Raw genomic sequence first — 14,503 nt, forward strand, 5'->3', positions numbered from 1 at the left:
CCCCGTCCAACCGACACTGCGAAGCATTCGCGCGCCTAAGCCCCGATTGGTGATGCGACTATAGGCCGCTGACACCGACTCAGTATGCGGCCAAACGTCTCAGCCGCCTGGAACGGAATGCTCGGGTATTGCCTGTCGGCTGTGCGGCTTCGCTGACCTACGCGTGTTCCCTCGTCCTCCCCGGTCGACTATGTCATGCTCGTGAAACCGCTTCTGGAGTGCCGCCATGTCTGAGGAACCGATCGAACAATTCGAATTCGACGTCGAGGACGTTACACCGGTCCTTGCCGACACCATGTCCGGTGCCGACGATGGCGAGCTTTTTCTGGAGACGGCCGTTTCTGAATCCCTCGTTTTCGACGACGGGCGCCTGAAGTCTGCGAGCTTCGACTCCAATCGCGGCTTCGGTCTGCGCTGCGTGGCGGGTGAGGCCTTCGGCTATGCGCACTCCTCCGATCCGACGCTGGATGCTGTCAAGCGCGCCGCGGAAACCGCGAGTGCCGTGAAGCGCGGCCATGCCGGCGTACTGGCCCCGCCGCCGGCCGGCACCAATCGCAAGCTTTACGACGCCGTCGATCCGGTGGCGCATCCCGCCTTCGACACCAAGGTGAAGCTGCTGCAGGAGATCGACGCCTACTGCCGGACGAAGGACGCCAGCGTGGTTCAGGTTTCCGCCTCCATCGCCGGCGCCAAGCGCAATATCTCGATCATCCGCGCCGACGGCGACATCAAGACCGATATCCGGCCGCTGGTACGCCTGAACGTCCAGGTCACCGTCGAACGCGACGGCCGCCGCGAAACCGGATCCGCCGGTGCCGGCGGTCGCGCCGAGTTCGACCGCTGGATTGCGCCGGACGCCTGGAAGCCGCTGGCGGACGAGGCACTGCGTATCGCCCGGGTCAATCTGGACGCCGTCGATGCGCCGGCCGGCGTGTTCGACGTGGTTCTGGGTCCAGGCTGGCCGGCCGTGCTGCTGCACGAGGCCGTCGGCCATGGCCTGGAAGGCGACTTCAACCGCAAGGGCACATCCGCATTTGCGGGACGCATGAGCCAGCAGGTCGCCGCTAAAGGCGTCACCGTGATTGATGACGGTACGATGGAGAAGCGGCGCGGCTCGCTGACCATCGACGATGAAGGCACGCCGACCGAGCGCACCGTGCTGATCGAGGACGGTATCCTGACCGGCTACATGCAGGACCGCATGAATGCCCGCCTTATGGGCCACAAGCCGACCGGCAATGGCCGCCGGCAATCCTATGCCCATCCGCCCATGCCGCGCATGACGAACACCTACATGCTGGCCGGCAATCACAAGCGCGAGGAAATGCTGGAAAGCCTGAAAGACGGCATCTATGCCGTGAATTTCGGCGGCGGCCAGGTCGACATCACCTCCGGCAAGTTCGTCTTCCAGTGCACCGAGGCCTACCGGGTCAAGGACGGGAAAGTGGTTGCACCGGTGAAGGGCGCCACGCTGATCGGCGACGGGCCGACCGCCCTCACCCGCATCGAGATGATCGGCGACGATTTCGAGATGGATCCGGGCGTCGGCGCGTGCGGCAAGGCCGGCCAGGGCGTACCCGTCGGTGTCGGCCAGCCCAGCCTTAAGATCTCGGGTCTGACGGTGGGCGGTGCCGGCAGCTGATGCCGCGCCGCAGCAACACAGCCGAATAACAGGCGCGTGATGCACCTTACGAAAGCTTACGTATTATAAGGTCCCGCCATGTACTACCCCAGTCGTCAAGGGACGCTGGGTTGGCACAACTCGTCAGGGGTACAATGCGAGGGACAGTTATCGGCGTGGTCGCAGGGGCCGCGACAGCCGCACTATTTGGTGATTCAGCCTGGGCATTCCGGGATGACGCAGACGCTGGGACTGCGGACACCATTATCAAGACGCAAGCCGGGATAGCGATCTACGCACCGGCCTTCTTTGCCACATATTCACCGGTCACGGCGCTGGACATGGTCGGCCGGGTGCCCGGCTTCTCGCTTTCGGGCGGCGACACCGATCGCCGCGGCCTGGGCGACAGTTTCGGCAATCTCCTGATCAACGGTCAGCGGCCATCCAACAAGTCGCTGTCGCTGGAGACGGTCCTGCAGCGTATCCCGACAGAGGATGTCGCCCGGGTCGAGCTGATCCAGGAAGCCCTGCCGCAATACGACATGCGCGGCCACCCGCGCCTCGTGAATGTCGTTCTGCGCGAGGGCGCAGGACGATCGGGTTCCTGGGCTTCGCGGTTTGTATTGTCGGATTCAGGGCGTGCCGGAAACTGGAGCGAAATCTCCTACTCCATGCCGGTCGGCAATGCCGACGTGGTGATGGGGATCGAGGGCGGCTTCGACGGCAACCGGCTGCGCCGGCACCACGCCTTCCACAACGGGCAGGACGAGCCGGAGTTTTTCTCACGCGTCTCGGATCAGCGTGCCTATTCCGAGATCATTCCCAGCCTGTCTGTAAACTGGGCAATCAGCGAGCGGTCGCGCCTGCGTTTCGACGGCCAGGTTGAAGCCTGGACCTGGCACCGCGGCGCCATCGACTTCACGCGCGATGCGGCCGGCACTCTCGTGACGATAGAGACAAACCAGACCCAGAACCATGGCGCCATCGGGTCCGGGACGCTGACCTTCAACCACGATTTCACGGACGCGCTGTCATCCGAAACGATTCTGCTCGCCAGCCGCGAGCGCTGGGCCGACGGCCCCGAACCCTATGAAGTCTATGACGTCGAAACCGGTTTCCTTGGGGCAACCATCGTCAGCTTCGAGGGCGATTACGAAGAAACCGCCCTTCGCCAGACGCTGTCCTGGAATCCGAACCCGACCCACGCTTTCGAGATCGGGGCGGAAACCGCGATCAATGCCCGCGATACCGACCTGGACCTGTTCGAGGATGACGGCACCGTTGTCACGCCCATTCCGCTGCCGGTCTCGTCGACGCGGGTCGAGGAAACCCGCAGCGAGATCTTCGCCAACCATGTCTGGTCGGCCAGCGACAGGCTGAGTGTGGAAACAGGCCTGCGCTACGAATTCTCCGAGATCACCCAGACAGGCGATGCGGAGCAGTCGCGCAGCTTCACCTACGCCAAACCCAGCGTGACGCTGAACTGGCGCCAGGACGACCGGAACCGGCTGCGCTTCACGGCACGGCGCGATGTCGACCAGCTCGAATTCGACAAGTTCGCCAGTTCCATCGATGCCGCCGACGACAATCCCGTTCTCGGCAATCCGGACTATGTGCCCCAGCGGACCTGGACCATCGAGGCCGAATGGGAACGGCGGTTCGGCGAAGACGGCTCCTTCTCGTTGCAGATCGGCTATGACTGGATCCAGGATCTCGACGGCTGGGTGCCGATCGTCACCGATGACGGTGTCTTCGATGCGCCGGGCAATATCGGCGACGGGACCAATCTGCGCGTCACCGGCAATCTGACCTCGCCGCTCGACCGGTTCGGACTGACCAATGCCGTGATCGACGTGTTCCTGGAATGGTACGACACCAAGGTCGACGACCCGCTCACCGGCGAAAGCCGTCACTGGTCCGGCATTCGCGAGTGGGAACTCAGCCTGGATTTCCGGCAGACCTTCCCGCAGCGACAGCTCGCCTGGGGCTGGGACTATCACTGGCTCTCCGATGGCGAGACCTTCCTGGCTCAGGAATATCGCGAGTTCGACAACACCGATGGCGATTTCGACATCTATGTCGAGACGACACGCTGGTTCGGCATGACCGTACGAGCCGGCGTGGACGGGGTCTTCAACAATGGCGACGACCGCCGGCGGGTCTTCTATGACGGATCCCGAGCAGACGGCGTGATCGACGCCATCGAGTACCGCAATATCTCGATGGGCCAGGTTGCCTATCTGCGGTTCCAGGACACGTTTTAGTGATCGCAGCGGGACCCGGAAACACCCGGGTCCCGTTTGCAGCCGCCCGCCGGGGCGGCGTATCGTGACAGTATCAAGACAACAGAGAGCGCTGCAAAGGCGCCGAAATCCGGAACCACAGACCAGCGAGGGGCTGCTGGCGAACCTGCAGGGAGGCAGGACCATGTCGCATGCCCGTAGATTACGAAGAGCTTCCGGCGCCGCTCTGGTTGCCGCGGCCGTTCTTGCGACGGGAGCCGCACAGTCCAGTGAGGCTCTTGCCGGGGATGGTATCCCGCTTGAACGCACGCCCAGCGGCCACCTTCTGCTCCCGGTGACCATCGGCGATGCGGGCCCCTTCCCCTTCATTCTCGACACCGGCGCCAGTCACACGGCGATCGCGGCCCCCGTGGCAGAGCAATTGGGCTTCCAGTCGCGGTGGGAGCATGTCGACGATGTCCAGGCACTGACAACACGCTTCGAGGCGGAGCGTTTCGCGCTTCACAGCCTCAACTTCGGAGACCAGTCCCCGATCGACCTCCTGAGCGTGATCATTCCGGTTGAAGAGGGGCAACCCATCCCCGTCGCCGGCCTCCTCGGCGTCGATGCCATTCGCGCCGACCGGTATCGCGTCGATTTCGCCGCTGGACGGCTGGAACTCGCCCCCTCCCCCGCATCCCGCGCCGACGGCCGTATTGATCCGGCCGGTCTGCTTGTCGGGGACGCTGCCATGCTCCGCGCCAGCCGTCCGGTGAGGGTGATGCTCGACAGCGGCAGCGCGCGGACGATCGCGAATGTCCCGCTGGATCGCCTGGTCGGGACCCGTCACATGGTCATGCGGGCGATGACGGTCGGCGGCATTGACGGCCGGGAGGTGGAAGAGGCCAGCCTGCTGTCGATCCGCCAGTTCCGCATGGGCGGTCTTTGCTTCCCTTCGCTACGGGTGCTTCACGCGGATCTCGACATCTTCGAGCATCTGGGCTGGGAAAACGAACCCGCCATCGTGCTGGGCATGGACCTGCTGCAATATGCCGAGGTCACCGTCGATCGCGAGACCGGGAGTTTCCAGATCGACGCAGCCGTACCGGACTATGCCTGCGAGGAATAGGGTGGCAGGAACGACAAAAAAGGCCGCGGAGCGAGTTGCTCCGCGGCCTTCTTCATGCCGGTGTCAGGACAGCATCACGCCTTGGGATGCGCGTCCTGTTCCGGGCCTGCCGCTTCGGCAGCCGCCGGGATCTTCACCTGATCCTCGGCGCGGCCATGGCCCAGCTTCTTCAGGAGGAAGCTGAACACACCGACCACGATACCCAGCACGATCGCCACGAGGCCGATCGCCTGGAAGACCGAGGCATAGCCGCTGAGCGCCGCTTCCGGATCCAGCACCTGGCCGGCAACCGTATCGGTCGCCGTGAAGGTGGCGATGATGCCCGCCACGTATTGTGCGAAGGAGCTGGAAAGGAACCAGCCCGCCATCATGAAGGACACCACGGCGGCGGGAGACAGTTTGGTGATGGCCGACAAACCGACCGGCGACAGGCAGAGCTCACCGGTGGTGTGCAGCAGGTAGGCGCCCGCCAGGAAGATCAGCGGCACGCGATAGCTGTCGTCGGCAAAGCTGACACCCCAGACCAGCAGCATGAAGCCCAGGCCCACCTGGACCAGCGCCAGCGCAAACTTCAGAACCGTGTTCGGGTTCTTCTGAAGCTTGGCCAGGAAAGCCCAGAGCGCGGCAAAGACCGGCGCGAAGATCAGGATGAAGCCGGCATTGAATGACTGCGTCTGCGATGCCGTCAGGCTCATCTCGATGCCGATCGGGCCGAGATTCCAGACCGCCGCTTCCGCCACCGACAGGTCGGTATTGCGGGCGGCGAACAGGTTCATCGACGAACCGGCCTGTTCGAACAGGGCCCAGAACACCACCGAGGTCACGATCAGGAAGATGGCAAGGATCAGCCGCTGCGCCTCGACCGCCGTACATTCGGTGACCATGTAGTAGATCATGTAGCCGACGAAGAGCAGGCCGCCGATGATCAGCAGAACCGCCAGAAGGTCGGTGCCTGCAAACATGATCGTGTGGGCCTGCACCATGAACCAGACGACCAGCACGCCGGCGACGCCCAGCAGGTAGATCAGGCCTTCGCGGCTGAGCGGTCCGAAGACCTTCTGCTTCAGCTTCTCCGGCTCCGGCGGGTTGCCGACATGGCCGATCAGGTTGGTACCCGGCATGAAGAACAGCGCGCGGCCGCGGACGAAGACCAGCCAGCCGAGCAGCATGCCGACACCGGCCAGGCCGAAACCGGCCCACCAGCCCACGGTCTCGCCGAGCAGGCCGCACAGGATGGCCGCCCAGAAGGAGCCCAGATTGATGCCGTAGTAATAGAGGGTGAAACCACCGTCGCGGCGCGGATCGTTCTCTTCATAGAGCTGACCGACGATCGAGGAGATGTTGGCCTTCAGGAAGCCGACGCCCATGATGATCAGTGCAAGGGCGAGGTAGAAGATGTTCACGAACATCCGGTCGCGCTCGATGATCTGCGTCTCGAACGAGCCGGCCGGCAGGGTCGCCGGGATGGCCGCGCTCGCCGGCAGGCCCTCGATCACCAGATCGCCCGCGGAATTGGCGGAGAAGTCATAGGTGGCTTCGCCGACTTCCAGCAGCACGGTGCGCGCAGCGCCGCGGCCTTCGGCCACGAGCTCGTACTGGCCGCCATCATAGACAATCGCCTCGCGCGCAGGCTCGCCTTCAATCCCCATGGTGAAGTGGCCCGCGACCAGCAGCAGCGCACCGAAGGCAATGGCCTTGCGGTTGCCCAGATACTTGTCGGCCAGATAGCCGCCGACCAGCGGCAGCAGATAGACCAGGGCTGTATAGGCGCCGTATTGCGAGCTGGAGAAGGCATCGTCGAACAGGAAATGCTGGGTCAGATAGAAGATCAGCAGACCGCGCATACCGTAGTAGGAGAAGCGTTCCCACATTTCGGCGAAGAAGAGGATGTGCAGCCCTTTCGGGTGATTGCGCATCTCGAGAAACACCGGAATTGCCGTCGCGATGGTCACGACAATGCCGATGGCAACAACCAGATTGATAACCATGTTCTCCCCGTCCCCGCCCCACCGGCGGGCCAAATTTCCGGCCCGCAATTGACCATGCACGGCATTCGGGCTCAAGCCCGTGACGCGGCTGTGACAATCAATTGCCCGCGATGAGGAGGGATCCGGAGAGGTTCGCTAGTAGGCGGCTTCGGTAAACACCGGTTCGATCGAACCGCCCCAGTCGCCATTGAAGCGCGCGATCAGGTCCTCGGCCCGGGTGCGGCCGGTCTTCACGATCTCGTCCAGGTCGTCGAGGAAGAGCGACTCGTTTTCACCGTGCCCGTTCAGGCGCTTGCGGGCATTCAGGCCCTTGCGGCTGATTGCCAGGACTTCGCGGGCCACATCCTGCAGCGTGCCCGAGCGGAAGGGCGTCTTCAGGCCCATGCGCGCCGCGCCGAGCCGCAATGCAGTACGTTCCTCGGCCGTCCAGTCCTTCACCAGATCCCAGGCGGCATCCAGCGCCGTCGAGTCATAGAGCAGACCGACCCAGAAGGCCGGCAGGGCGCACAGCGTGTTCCACGGCCCGCTATCGGCGCCGCGCATTTCCAGGAAAGTCTTCAGGCGCACTTCCGGGAAGAGGGTGGAGAGATGGTCTTCCCAATCGCTCAGCACCGGACGCTCGCCCGGCAGCACCGGCAGCCTGCCGTCGAGGAAGTCGCGGAAACTCTGGCCGGTGGCGTCCAGATAGACATTGTTGCGCTTGACGAAATACATCGGCACGTCGAGCGCCCAGTCGCGGTACTGTTCGAAGCCGAAGCCCTCGTCGAAGACGAAGGGCAGCATGCCGGTGCGATTGTTGTCGGTGTCCGTCCACACATGCGCCCGGTAGGACAGGAAGCCGTTCAGCCCGCCATCCTTGAAGGGGGAATTGGCGAACAGGGCCGTCGCCAGCGGCTGCAGCGCCAGCGAGACCCGGAATTTCTTCGCCATGTCGGCTTCGGAGGCGAAATCCAGATTGGTCTGCACCGTACACGAGCGGAACATCATCTGATGCCCCATCGTGCCCACCTTGGGCATGTAGGCCTTCATCAGCTTGTAGCGCGCCTTGGGCATCATCGGCGTCTCTTCAAGGGACCATTTGGGTGAGAAGCCCAGCCCCAGGAAGCCGGCGCCGATCCGGTCGGCGACCTCGCGCACCTCGCGCAGATGGCCGTTCACTTCCGCACAGGTCTCGTGAATGGTTTCAAGCGGTGCGCCGGAGAGTTCGAACTGACCGCCCGGCTCCAGCGTGATCGAGGCGCCCATGCGCTTGAGGGCCACGACATGCCCCTCTTCCTCGATCGGCGTCCAGCCGAAGGCGACCAGGCCTTCCAGCATCTTCCTCACGCTCGGACCGCCGCCATTCTCGTAAGGCAGGGGCGTGTGGTCCTCGAGCGCGAACCCGAATTTCTCGTGCTCGGTCCCGATACGGAAACCGGCCTCCGGCTTGCAGCCGGCAGCAAAATAGGCCGTCAGCTGGTCCAGACTTTCGACGGGTGCGCCTTCGCCGCCCGGATTATAGGTGCCGCTCATGCCAGGCGCCCCCGCTCTGTCTTCAATGTCCGCAACAGATATGTGGGCGTTCCAGCGAGAACAAGGGCCGGTATCTGCGGATCGCCGTGATGCGACGCCGGGCCGCGGCTCAACGCCAGTCGCCGTGAACGGATTGCCACAGCACCAGCGCTGCCATGGCAGCGGTTTCCGCACGCAGGATGCGCGGCCCCAGCGTCACCGGGGTGACGAAATCGTGATCCCGCAGCCGGGTGCGCTCGGCGTCTGAGAAGCCGCCCTCGGGCCCGATCAGGATCGCCGCCGGTCCTGCTTCCAGCCCGGCCAGCGCGGCGGCCATCGGCTGGCCGCGCCCGCGCGCGCCACCCCAGGGCTCGCCCGCCTCGTCACCGGCCTCGTCGCAATAGATCAGCCGCCGCGCCGGATCCCAGCCGTCGAGCACCCGGTCCAGCCGCTCCAGCTCGTCGATTTCCGGCAGGTCAAGACGCTCGGTCTGCTCGGCCGCCTCCTTGGTGATGGTGCGGAAGCGATCGATGCGGACACGCTCGCTCTGGGTGCGGGCCGTTGAAACCGGACACAGCCGCGCCACGCCCAGCTCGGTCGCCTTCTCCACCATCAGATCGGTCTTCTGGCGTTTGACCGGCGCGAAGAGCAGCCAGAGGTCCGGCACTCCGGCCTGGGGGCGCGTCTGTTCGAGGGGTTCGAGAATCGCAGCCTTGCGGCCGGTCTCCACGATCTGCGCCCGCCACTCGCCGTCACGACCGTTGAACAGGCGCACCGTGTCGCCCGCCGCGCGGCGCATCACATTGACGAGATAGTGAGTATCTTCCTTCGGCAGGGCGACCGCCTGTCCGGCGGCGAGATCCTGGCCGATGAAGAGTCTGGGATCGGTCGACATGTTTTCGCTTTGGCGGGGCTGCGCCGGTGCGTCAAGTGCCGCTTGAACTGCCCGGCCGGTTTTGCCACACAGCGAATATGGTTTTGAACTTCGACCGGCGAGTCGCCGACAGCCTTCCGAAGACCTGGGTGGATCGCGCACCGTCGGCCGTGCGGCCCTATCTGCGTCTGGCGCGCTATGACCGTCCGATCGGGTTCTGGCTGCTCGGTCTGCCGTGCTGGATGGGCCTGATGCTGGCCCGCACCGGCGAAGGCCTTGGCTGGACCGATCTCTGGTACGCAGTGATCTTTGCCATCGGCGCCATCGCCATGCGCGGCGCCGGCTGTACCTATAACGACATTGTCGATCGCGATCTGGATGCGCAGGTTGCCCGCACCGCCGACCGCCCGCTGGCGGCCGGAACCGTATCGCTGCGCCAGGCCTGGATATTCCTGACCGGCCAGGCGCTGGTGGGGCTGCTGGTCCTGATCCAGCTGCCGCTCCTGGCGATCGGGGTCGGTCTGGCGGCGCTGGTCCTGGTCGCCGCCTATCCCTTCATGAAGCGGATCACCTGGTGGCCGCAGGCCTGGCTAGGCCTGACCTTCAACTGGGGCATTCCGGTTGCCTTCACTGCAGCAGCCGGCGCCATCGAGCCCGCCATGATCGCGCTCTATGCCGCGGCGATCTTCTGGACGCTCGGCTATGACACGATCTACGCCCACCAGGATGTCGAGGACGACGCCCTGGTCGGCGTGAAGTCGACCGCCCGCCTGTTCGGGGAGAGCACGCCCTACTGGGTGGCCGGCTTCTACGGCGCCAACGCCCTTCTGGTCGCCCTGGCGATCTGGCTGAGCGGCGCATCGCCCTGGGTGGTCCTGCCCTTCACCGCCTATACAGCCCACCTGTTCAACCAGGTCCGCAAGCTGGACGTGGAGGATGGCGCGCGCTGTCTCGCCCTGTTCAAGGCCAACCGCACCAGCGGCCTGCTGCTGGTCGCGACACTGGCGCTGGGCGCGCTGATCTGAGCCACGGCCAAGATTAATTCTTCTCCATGACGGTTTGACCGGAACGCCCCCGCAGCGTCTGATATGCGTTCGGACCAATTGCACCGGGTGGGGACATCATGGACATCCAACGAGGCCTGGCAGCCGGTATCGGCGCCCTCGTTCTCGCAGCCTGTCAGCCTGCGGACACGCCGCCGGAAACAGGCGATACATCGGCCGCCGCCGAAACCGGCTCCGGCACCGCGAACAGCGTCTCGACCGACTTCACGGTCGATGTCAGCTATCACCAGCTCGATAACGGGCTGCGTGTCGTGCTGTCGCAGGACCACACCGTTCCGACCGCAACGGTGGGCGTCTATTACGGCGTCGGCTTCCGCAACGAGCCGCGCGGCCGCACCGGCTTTGCCCACCTGTTCGAACACCTGATGTTCCAGGGCTCGCGCAATCTGCCGCACGGCGCATTCGACAATCTGATCTACGGATCCGGCGGCGTGAACAACGGATCCACCCGCTACGACTTCACCAACTACTACGAAGTCGTGCCGTCCAATGCCCTGCAGGCTGTGCTGTGGGCCGAGGCCGACCGGATGGCCTTTCCCGATCTCGACGAGAACCAGCTGAACAATCAGCGCGAGGTCGTTCGCAACGAGGTCTTCGTCAATGTGATCAACCAGCCCTATGGCGGCTGGATCTGGATCGACCTGCCGATGGCCGCCAACGAGAACTGGCACAACGCCCATAATTTCTACGGCGACCTGTCCGATCTCGATGCTGCCAGCCTGGCGGACGCCCAGACTTTCTTCGACCAGTTCTACGCTCCCAGCAATGCGGTGCTCGTCGTGGCCGGCGATTTCGATCGCGAAGAGACCCTGGGCTGGATCGAGGAGATGTTCGGCCACATTCCTGCCGGCGATCCCCTGCCCGAAATCGACACGTCGGAACCGCGCCAGGCAGAAGAGAAATTTGCCTTCATCGAGGACGATCTCGCCAACCAGCCGGCGCTGGCCGTGGGCTATCACATGCCCCCGCGCGGCACTCCGGAATACTACGCCATGGCCGTGCTCGACCAATTGCTGGTCCAGGGCGATGACAGCCGTCTGACCCAGGCCATCGTCAATGAGGAAGGCTATGCGTCCGGCGTGTTCGGCGGCATCAACCTCTTGGGCAATGCCTTCAACTATAACGGCCCCATGCTGTGGACGGTCGGCCTGATCCACGACAGCGAGTTCACCGTGTCCGACGTCATGACGACACTGGACGCCACGATCGAGGAGATCCGTACCGAGCCGGTCTCGGAGGCCGATGTGGAACGCGCCCGCACCAAGCTGCTGGCCGACTTCTATGGCACCGTGGACACCTCGACCCGCTTCGGCCTGGTCGACCTGCTCGCCTCCTTCGCGCTGTTCGACGACGATCCGGGCCGCATCAACCGCATCACAGAAGGCTTCCAGCAGGTCACGCCGGAACTGATCCGCCAGACCGCCCGGGAATATCTGCGCCCGGGCAACCGTACCGTTCTGGAAGTGCGCCTCGCCGATGAGGACGGCACCACACCGGAGGGTGAAGAATGATCGGGATCGCAAAGGGAAAGAGCCCCATGGCCAAGACATCTCTCCGCGCGGCCCTGGCCGCGGCCAGTCTCGCCCTCCTGCCGTCGGCGGCGGTGCAGGCACAGATTCACGAACAGCCGCCGATCGGCGAGCCTGTTGCCTTCGAACTGCCGGAAACCCGGCATTTCACGCTGGATAACGGGCTGGAGGTCACCTTCATCCCCTTCGGTCTGGCGCCAACGGTGGATATCTCGGTCCAGGTCCGGGCCGGCAATATCGATGACGGTGCCCAGACCTGGCTCGCCGATCTGACGGGCGCCATGATGGAAGAAGGCGCCGGCGGCCGTTCCAAGGAGGCGCTCGCCGAGACGATTGCCTCCATGGGCGGCAATATCAATGTCGGGGTCGGCGTACACACGACCGGCATCTCCACCGGCGTGCTGTCGCAATACGGACCGGACGCCGTGGCACTCCTGGCCGATGTGGTACGTCGTCCCAATCTCGATGCGGACGAGTTCGAACGCGTACGCGCCAATCTCGTGCGCGATGTCGATGTGTCGCGCGCCCAGCCCGGCTCGATCGCCGACGAGGCCTATCGTGACCTGCTGTTCGGCAGCGATCACCCCTATGGCCACATCCTGCCGACGGAAGAACAGCTGCGCGGTTACACGATCGAGGACGTCAACGCCTTCTATGGCGACCATTTCGGCGCAGGGCGGACACGGGTCTATATCGCGGGCCGGTTCGACGAGGCCGCCATGGAAGCCGCCGTGCGCGAAGCTTTCGGTGACTGGGAAACCGGCGAGCCGGACAGCGCCGAGGGCGCAACCGCTTCGACAGGCCCGGTCGTCCAGCTGATCGACCGTCCCGGGGCACCGCAAACCACGATCCGCCTGGGCTTTCCCGGCGTTGCGATCGGCGATCCGGACGCCCCCGCCATGGAAGTCATGAATGCGCTTCTGGGCGGTTCGTTCACATCGCGCCTTACCCGCAATCTGCGCGAGGACAAGGGCTATACCTACTCGCCCGGCTCGGGTGAAACCTGGATGCTGGACGGCGGCCTGTGGACCTTCAACGCCGATGTGACAGCCGCCGACACGGCGGCCGCCCTGCGCGAGACCTTCTACGAAATCGACCGCCTGCAGACGGAAAACCCGCCGCATGAGGAAGCCCAGGGCATCCGCAACTGGCTGGCCGGCATCTTCATCCTGCAGAACGCCTCGACCGGCGGGCTGATCAACCAGCTCGCCCAGCGCGATTTCTGGGGACTGCCGGACGATTATCTGGAAGCCTATGTGCCCAACATCCTCGCGGTGTCCGACGAGGACATCTCGGAAACAGCGCGCACCTATCTGCCGCTGGACCGGATGACGCTGGTGCTCGTGGGCGATCTGGAGACGATCCAGGCCGATGTGCTGGCCCTGCCCCAACTGCAAGGCGCGCGGATCATCACACCGGACAGCGAATAACCGGATCACGGATTTGCCATGGCTGGCGGTCGGGCCTTTCGGGGTCCGGCCGCTTTTTTCACAGCTCTGTCGCGAACATGATGCGGTGTCCGTCCGGTGTGCGCACGGCCATTTCGCGCATGCCCCAGGGGCGGTCCTCGGGCGGATGGATGATGTCCACACCCGGTCCGGCGATCTCGGCGTGATAGGCGTCGACATCGTCCAGTTCGACATAGGCAAAGTATTGGTGATCGCCCAGATCGCGCGGCAGGATCGCATCCGGACATTCGCCGATGCGCAGATAGCAGTTGTCGCGCCGCAGGAAGGCCCAGCCGTCCACGTCCAGCCACGCCTCGAACCCCATGCACTCCGTCCACCAACGCGCCGTCGGTGCCAGATCCGGCACGGCGAGCACATAGGTGCAGCCCGTCATTTTCGCAGTCATTCTTGCCCCCGGCCTGTCATCGCTCTATCGACGCGACAGCCAGTGTGACAGGGAAAACCGTGGCCGACACCCCCGCCATCCGCGACCCGCATCGCTTCGTTCGCGAACACACTGCCCTGATGCCACCGCCACTGGTCCCGGAAGTGCCGCTGCATCTTGCCGTGGAAACCGTGGCGCTGTGGCAGGAGACCGAGGAGGCTCTCGGCGAACTGGGCCTGCCGCCACCCTTCTGGGCCTTCGCCTGGGCCGGCGGTCAGGCGCTGGCACGATACTGTCTCGACAATCCGGACATTGTCCGCGGCAGGCATGTGCTCGACTTTGCCGCTGGCAGCGGTCTCAGCGGCATCGCGGCCCTGAAGTCCGGAACCCGCACGGTCGAAGCCAGCGAGCTGGACGCTTTTGCCATCGCGGCGATCGAGGCCAACGCGGCCGCCAACCACGTCACTGTCACTGCACGGCTGGAAGATGTTGTCGGCCGCGATGACGGCTGGGATGTCGTGCTCGCCGGCGATGTCTTCTACGAGGCCGACCTTGCCCTCCGGATCGGTGACTGGCTGGCCGGCCTGCACCGGCGCGGCGCCACCGTGCTGATCGGCGATCCCGGCCGCGCCTTCCTGCCCAAGGGCGAACTGGAGGAAGTCGCCCGCTACACCGTCCCCGTCCAGCGCGAGCTGGAAGACCGCGAAGTCCGCTTCGCAAAGGTCTGGCGCTTCGCCTGAGGACAGGCCACC

General features: G+C 64.7%; 11 protein-coding genes. 7 read left to right on the forward strand and 4 right to left on the reverse strand.

Going from position 1 to position 14,503, the window contains the following annotated elements; all coding sequences use genetic code 11:
- Positions 1–226: 226 nt before the first annotated feature.
- The 3 genes from tldD (at position 227) to PKE71_RS12665 (ending at position 4,972) form a co-directional block, all read left to right on the forward strand.
- Positions 227–1,642, forward strand: coding sequence for a metalloprotease TldD (tldD, locus tag PKE71_RS12655; protein WP_271187349.1), 1,416 nt, complete (start codon positions 227–229; stop codon positions 1,640–1,642).
- A 320-nt stretch (positions 1,643–1,962) separates the two neighbouring features.
- Positions 1,963–3,885 (forward strand): TonB-dependent receptor plug domain-containing protein, encoded by a 1,923-nt coding sequence (locus PKE71_RS12660; RefSeq protein WP_271187350.1) that lies wholly within the window; start codon positions 1,963–1,965, stop codon positions 3,883–3,885.
- A 163-nt stretch (positions 3,886–4,048) separates the two neighbouring features.
- The gene (locus tag PKE71_RS12665) at positions 4,049–4,972 is read left to right on the forward strand and encodes a retropepsin-like aspartic protease (protein ID WP_271187351.1); all 924 of its coding nucleotides are present in this window, start codon (positions 4,049–4,051) and stop codon (positions 4,970–4,972) included.
- 74 nt (positions 4,973–5,046) lie between these two features.
- Here the strand turns inward: PKE71_RS12665 and PKE71_RS12670 are convergent, their stop codons facing one another.
- The 3 genes from PKE71_RS12670 to PKE71_RS12680 all read right to left on the reverse strand — a co-directional run bounded on the left by PKE71_RS12670 (position 5,047) and on the right by PKE71_RS12680 (position 9,346).
- On the reverse strand, positions 5,047–6,954 hold the full coding sequence (locus PKE71_RS12670) for a peptide MFS transporter (protein WP_373878819.1): 1,908 nt from the start codon (positions 6,952–6,954) through the stop codon (positions 5,047–5,049).
- 141 nt (positions 6,955–7,095) lie between these two features.
- Entirely contained in the window at positions 7,096–8,472 is a 1,377-nt protein-coding gene (locus PKE71_RS12675; protein WP_271187353.1) for a glutamate--cysteine ligase, read from the reverse strand.
- A gap of 109 nt (positions 8,473–8,581) precedes the next feature.
- Positions 8,582–9,346 (reverse strand): 16S rRNA (uracil(1498)-N(3))-methyltransferase, encoded by a 765-nt coding sequence (locus tag PKE71_RS12680; protein ID WP_271187354.1) that lies wholly within the window; start codon positions 9,344–9,346, stop codon positions 8,582–8,584.
- A gap of 77 nt (positions 9,347–9,423) precedes the next feature.
- Between PKE71_RS12680 and ubiA the strand changes: the two genes are divergently transcribed.
- From ubiA to PKE71_RS12695, 3 genes are all read left to right on the forward strand, one after another.
- Positions 9,424–10,350 carry a 4-hydroxybenzoate octaprenyltransferase gene (gene ubiA / locus PKE71_RS12685; RefSeq protein ID WP_373878815.1) on the forward strand — a complete coding sequence of 309 codons (927 nt, stop codon included), beginning with the start codon at positions 9,424–9,426 and terminating at the stop codon, positions 10,348–10,350.
- Positions 10,351–10,448: 98 nt separating this feature from the next.
- A complete protein-coding gene (locus PKE71_RS12690) occupies positions 10,449–11,900 on the forward strand; it encodes a M16 family metallopeptidase (protein WP_271187356.1) in 1,452 nt (483 codons plus the stop codon).
- A 26-nt stretch (positions 11,901–11,926) separates the two neighbouring features.
- Positions 11,927–13,348, forward strand: a complete 1,422-nt coding sequence (locus PKE71_RS12695) for a M16 family metallopeptidase (RefSeq protein WP_271187357.1) — start codon at positions 11,927–11,929, stop codon at positions 13,346–13,348.
- Between the two features lie 58 nt (positions 13,349–13,406).
- Here the strand turns inward: PKE71_RS12695 and PKE71_RS12700 are convergent, their stop codons facing one another.
- Positions 13,407–13,772, reverse strand: coding sequence for a VOC family protein (locus PKE71_RS12700; protein ID WP_271187358.1), 366 nt, complete (start codon positions 13,770–13,772; stop codon positions 13,407–13,409).
- A 119-nt stretch (positions 13,773–13,891) separates the two neighbouring features.
- Here PKE71_RS12700 and PKE71_RS12705 point away from each other — a divergent pair, with 119 nt between their 5' ends.
- Positions 13,892–14,491, forward strand: coding sequence for a class I SAM-dependent methyltransferase (locus tag PKE71_RS12705; RefSeq protein WP_373878820.1), 600 nt, complete (start codon positions 13,892–13,894; stop codon positions 14,489–14,491).
- The last annotated feature ends 12 nt before the right edge of the window (positions 14,492–14,503 follow it).

The sequence above is a fragment of the Maricaulis virginensis genome, assembly GCF_027922185.1.
Taxonomy (GTDB): Bacteria; Pseudomonadota; Alphaproteobacteria; order Caulobacterales; family Maricaulaceae; genus Maricaulis; species Maricaulis virginensis.

Bases quoted from the DNA above. Each gene is read 5' to 3' on its own strand.
- PKE71_RS12665 (WP_271187351.1), top strand. From the start codon at position 4,049: ATGTCGCATGCCCGTAGATTACGAAGAGCTTCCGGCGCCGCTCTGGTT.
- tldD (WP_271187349.1), top strand. From the start codon at position 227: ATGTCTGAGGAACCGATCGAACAATTCGAATTCGACGTCGAGGACGTT.
- PKE71_RS12675 (WP_271187353.1), bottom strand. From the start codon at position 8,472: ATGAGCGGCACCTATAATCCGGGCGGCGAAGGCGCACCCGTCGAAAGT.
- PKE71_RS12695 (WP_271187357.1), top strand. From the start codon at position 11,927: ATGGCCAAGACATCTCTCCGCGCGGCCCTGGCCGCGGCCAGTCTCGCC.
- PKE71_RS12660 (WP_271187350.1), top strand. From the start codon at position 1,963: ATGGTCGGCCGGGTGCCCGGCTTCTCGCTTTCGGGCGGCGACACCGAT.
- ubiA (WP_373878815.1), top strand. From the start codon at position 9,424: ATGGTTTTGAACTTCGACCGGCGAGTCGCCGACAGCCTTCCGAAGACC.
- PKE71_RS12705 (WP_373878820.1), top strand. From the start codon at position 13,892: ATGCCACCGCCACTGGTCCCGGAAGTGCCGCTGCATCTTGCCGTGGAA.
- PKE71_RS12690 (WP_271187356.1), top strand. From the start codon at position 10,449: ATGGACATCCAACGAGGCCTGGCAGCCGGTATCGGCGCCCTCGTTCTC.
- PKE71_RS12680 (WP_271187354.1), bottom strand. From the start codon at position 9,346: ATGTCGACCGATCCCAGACTCTTCATCGGCCAGGATCTCGCCGCCGGA.
- PKE71_RS12700 (WP_271187358.1), bottom strand. From the start codon at position 13,772: ATGACTGCGAAAATGACGGGCTGCACCTATGTGCTCGCCGTGCCGGAT.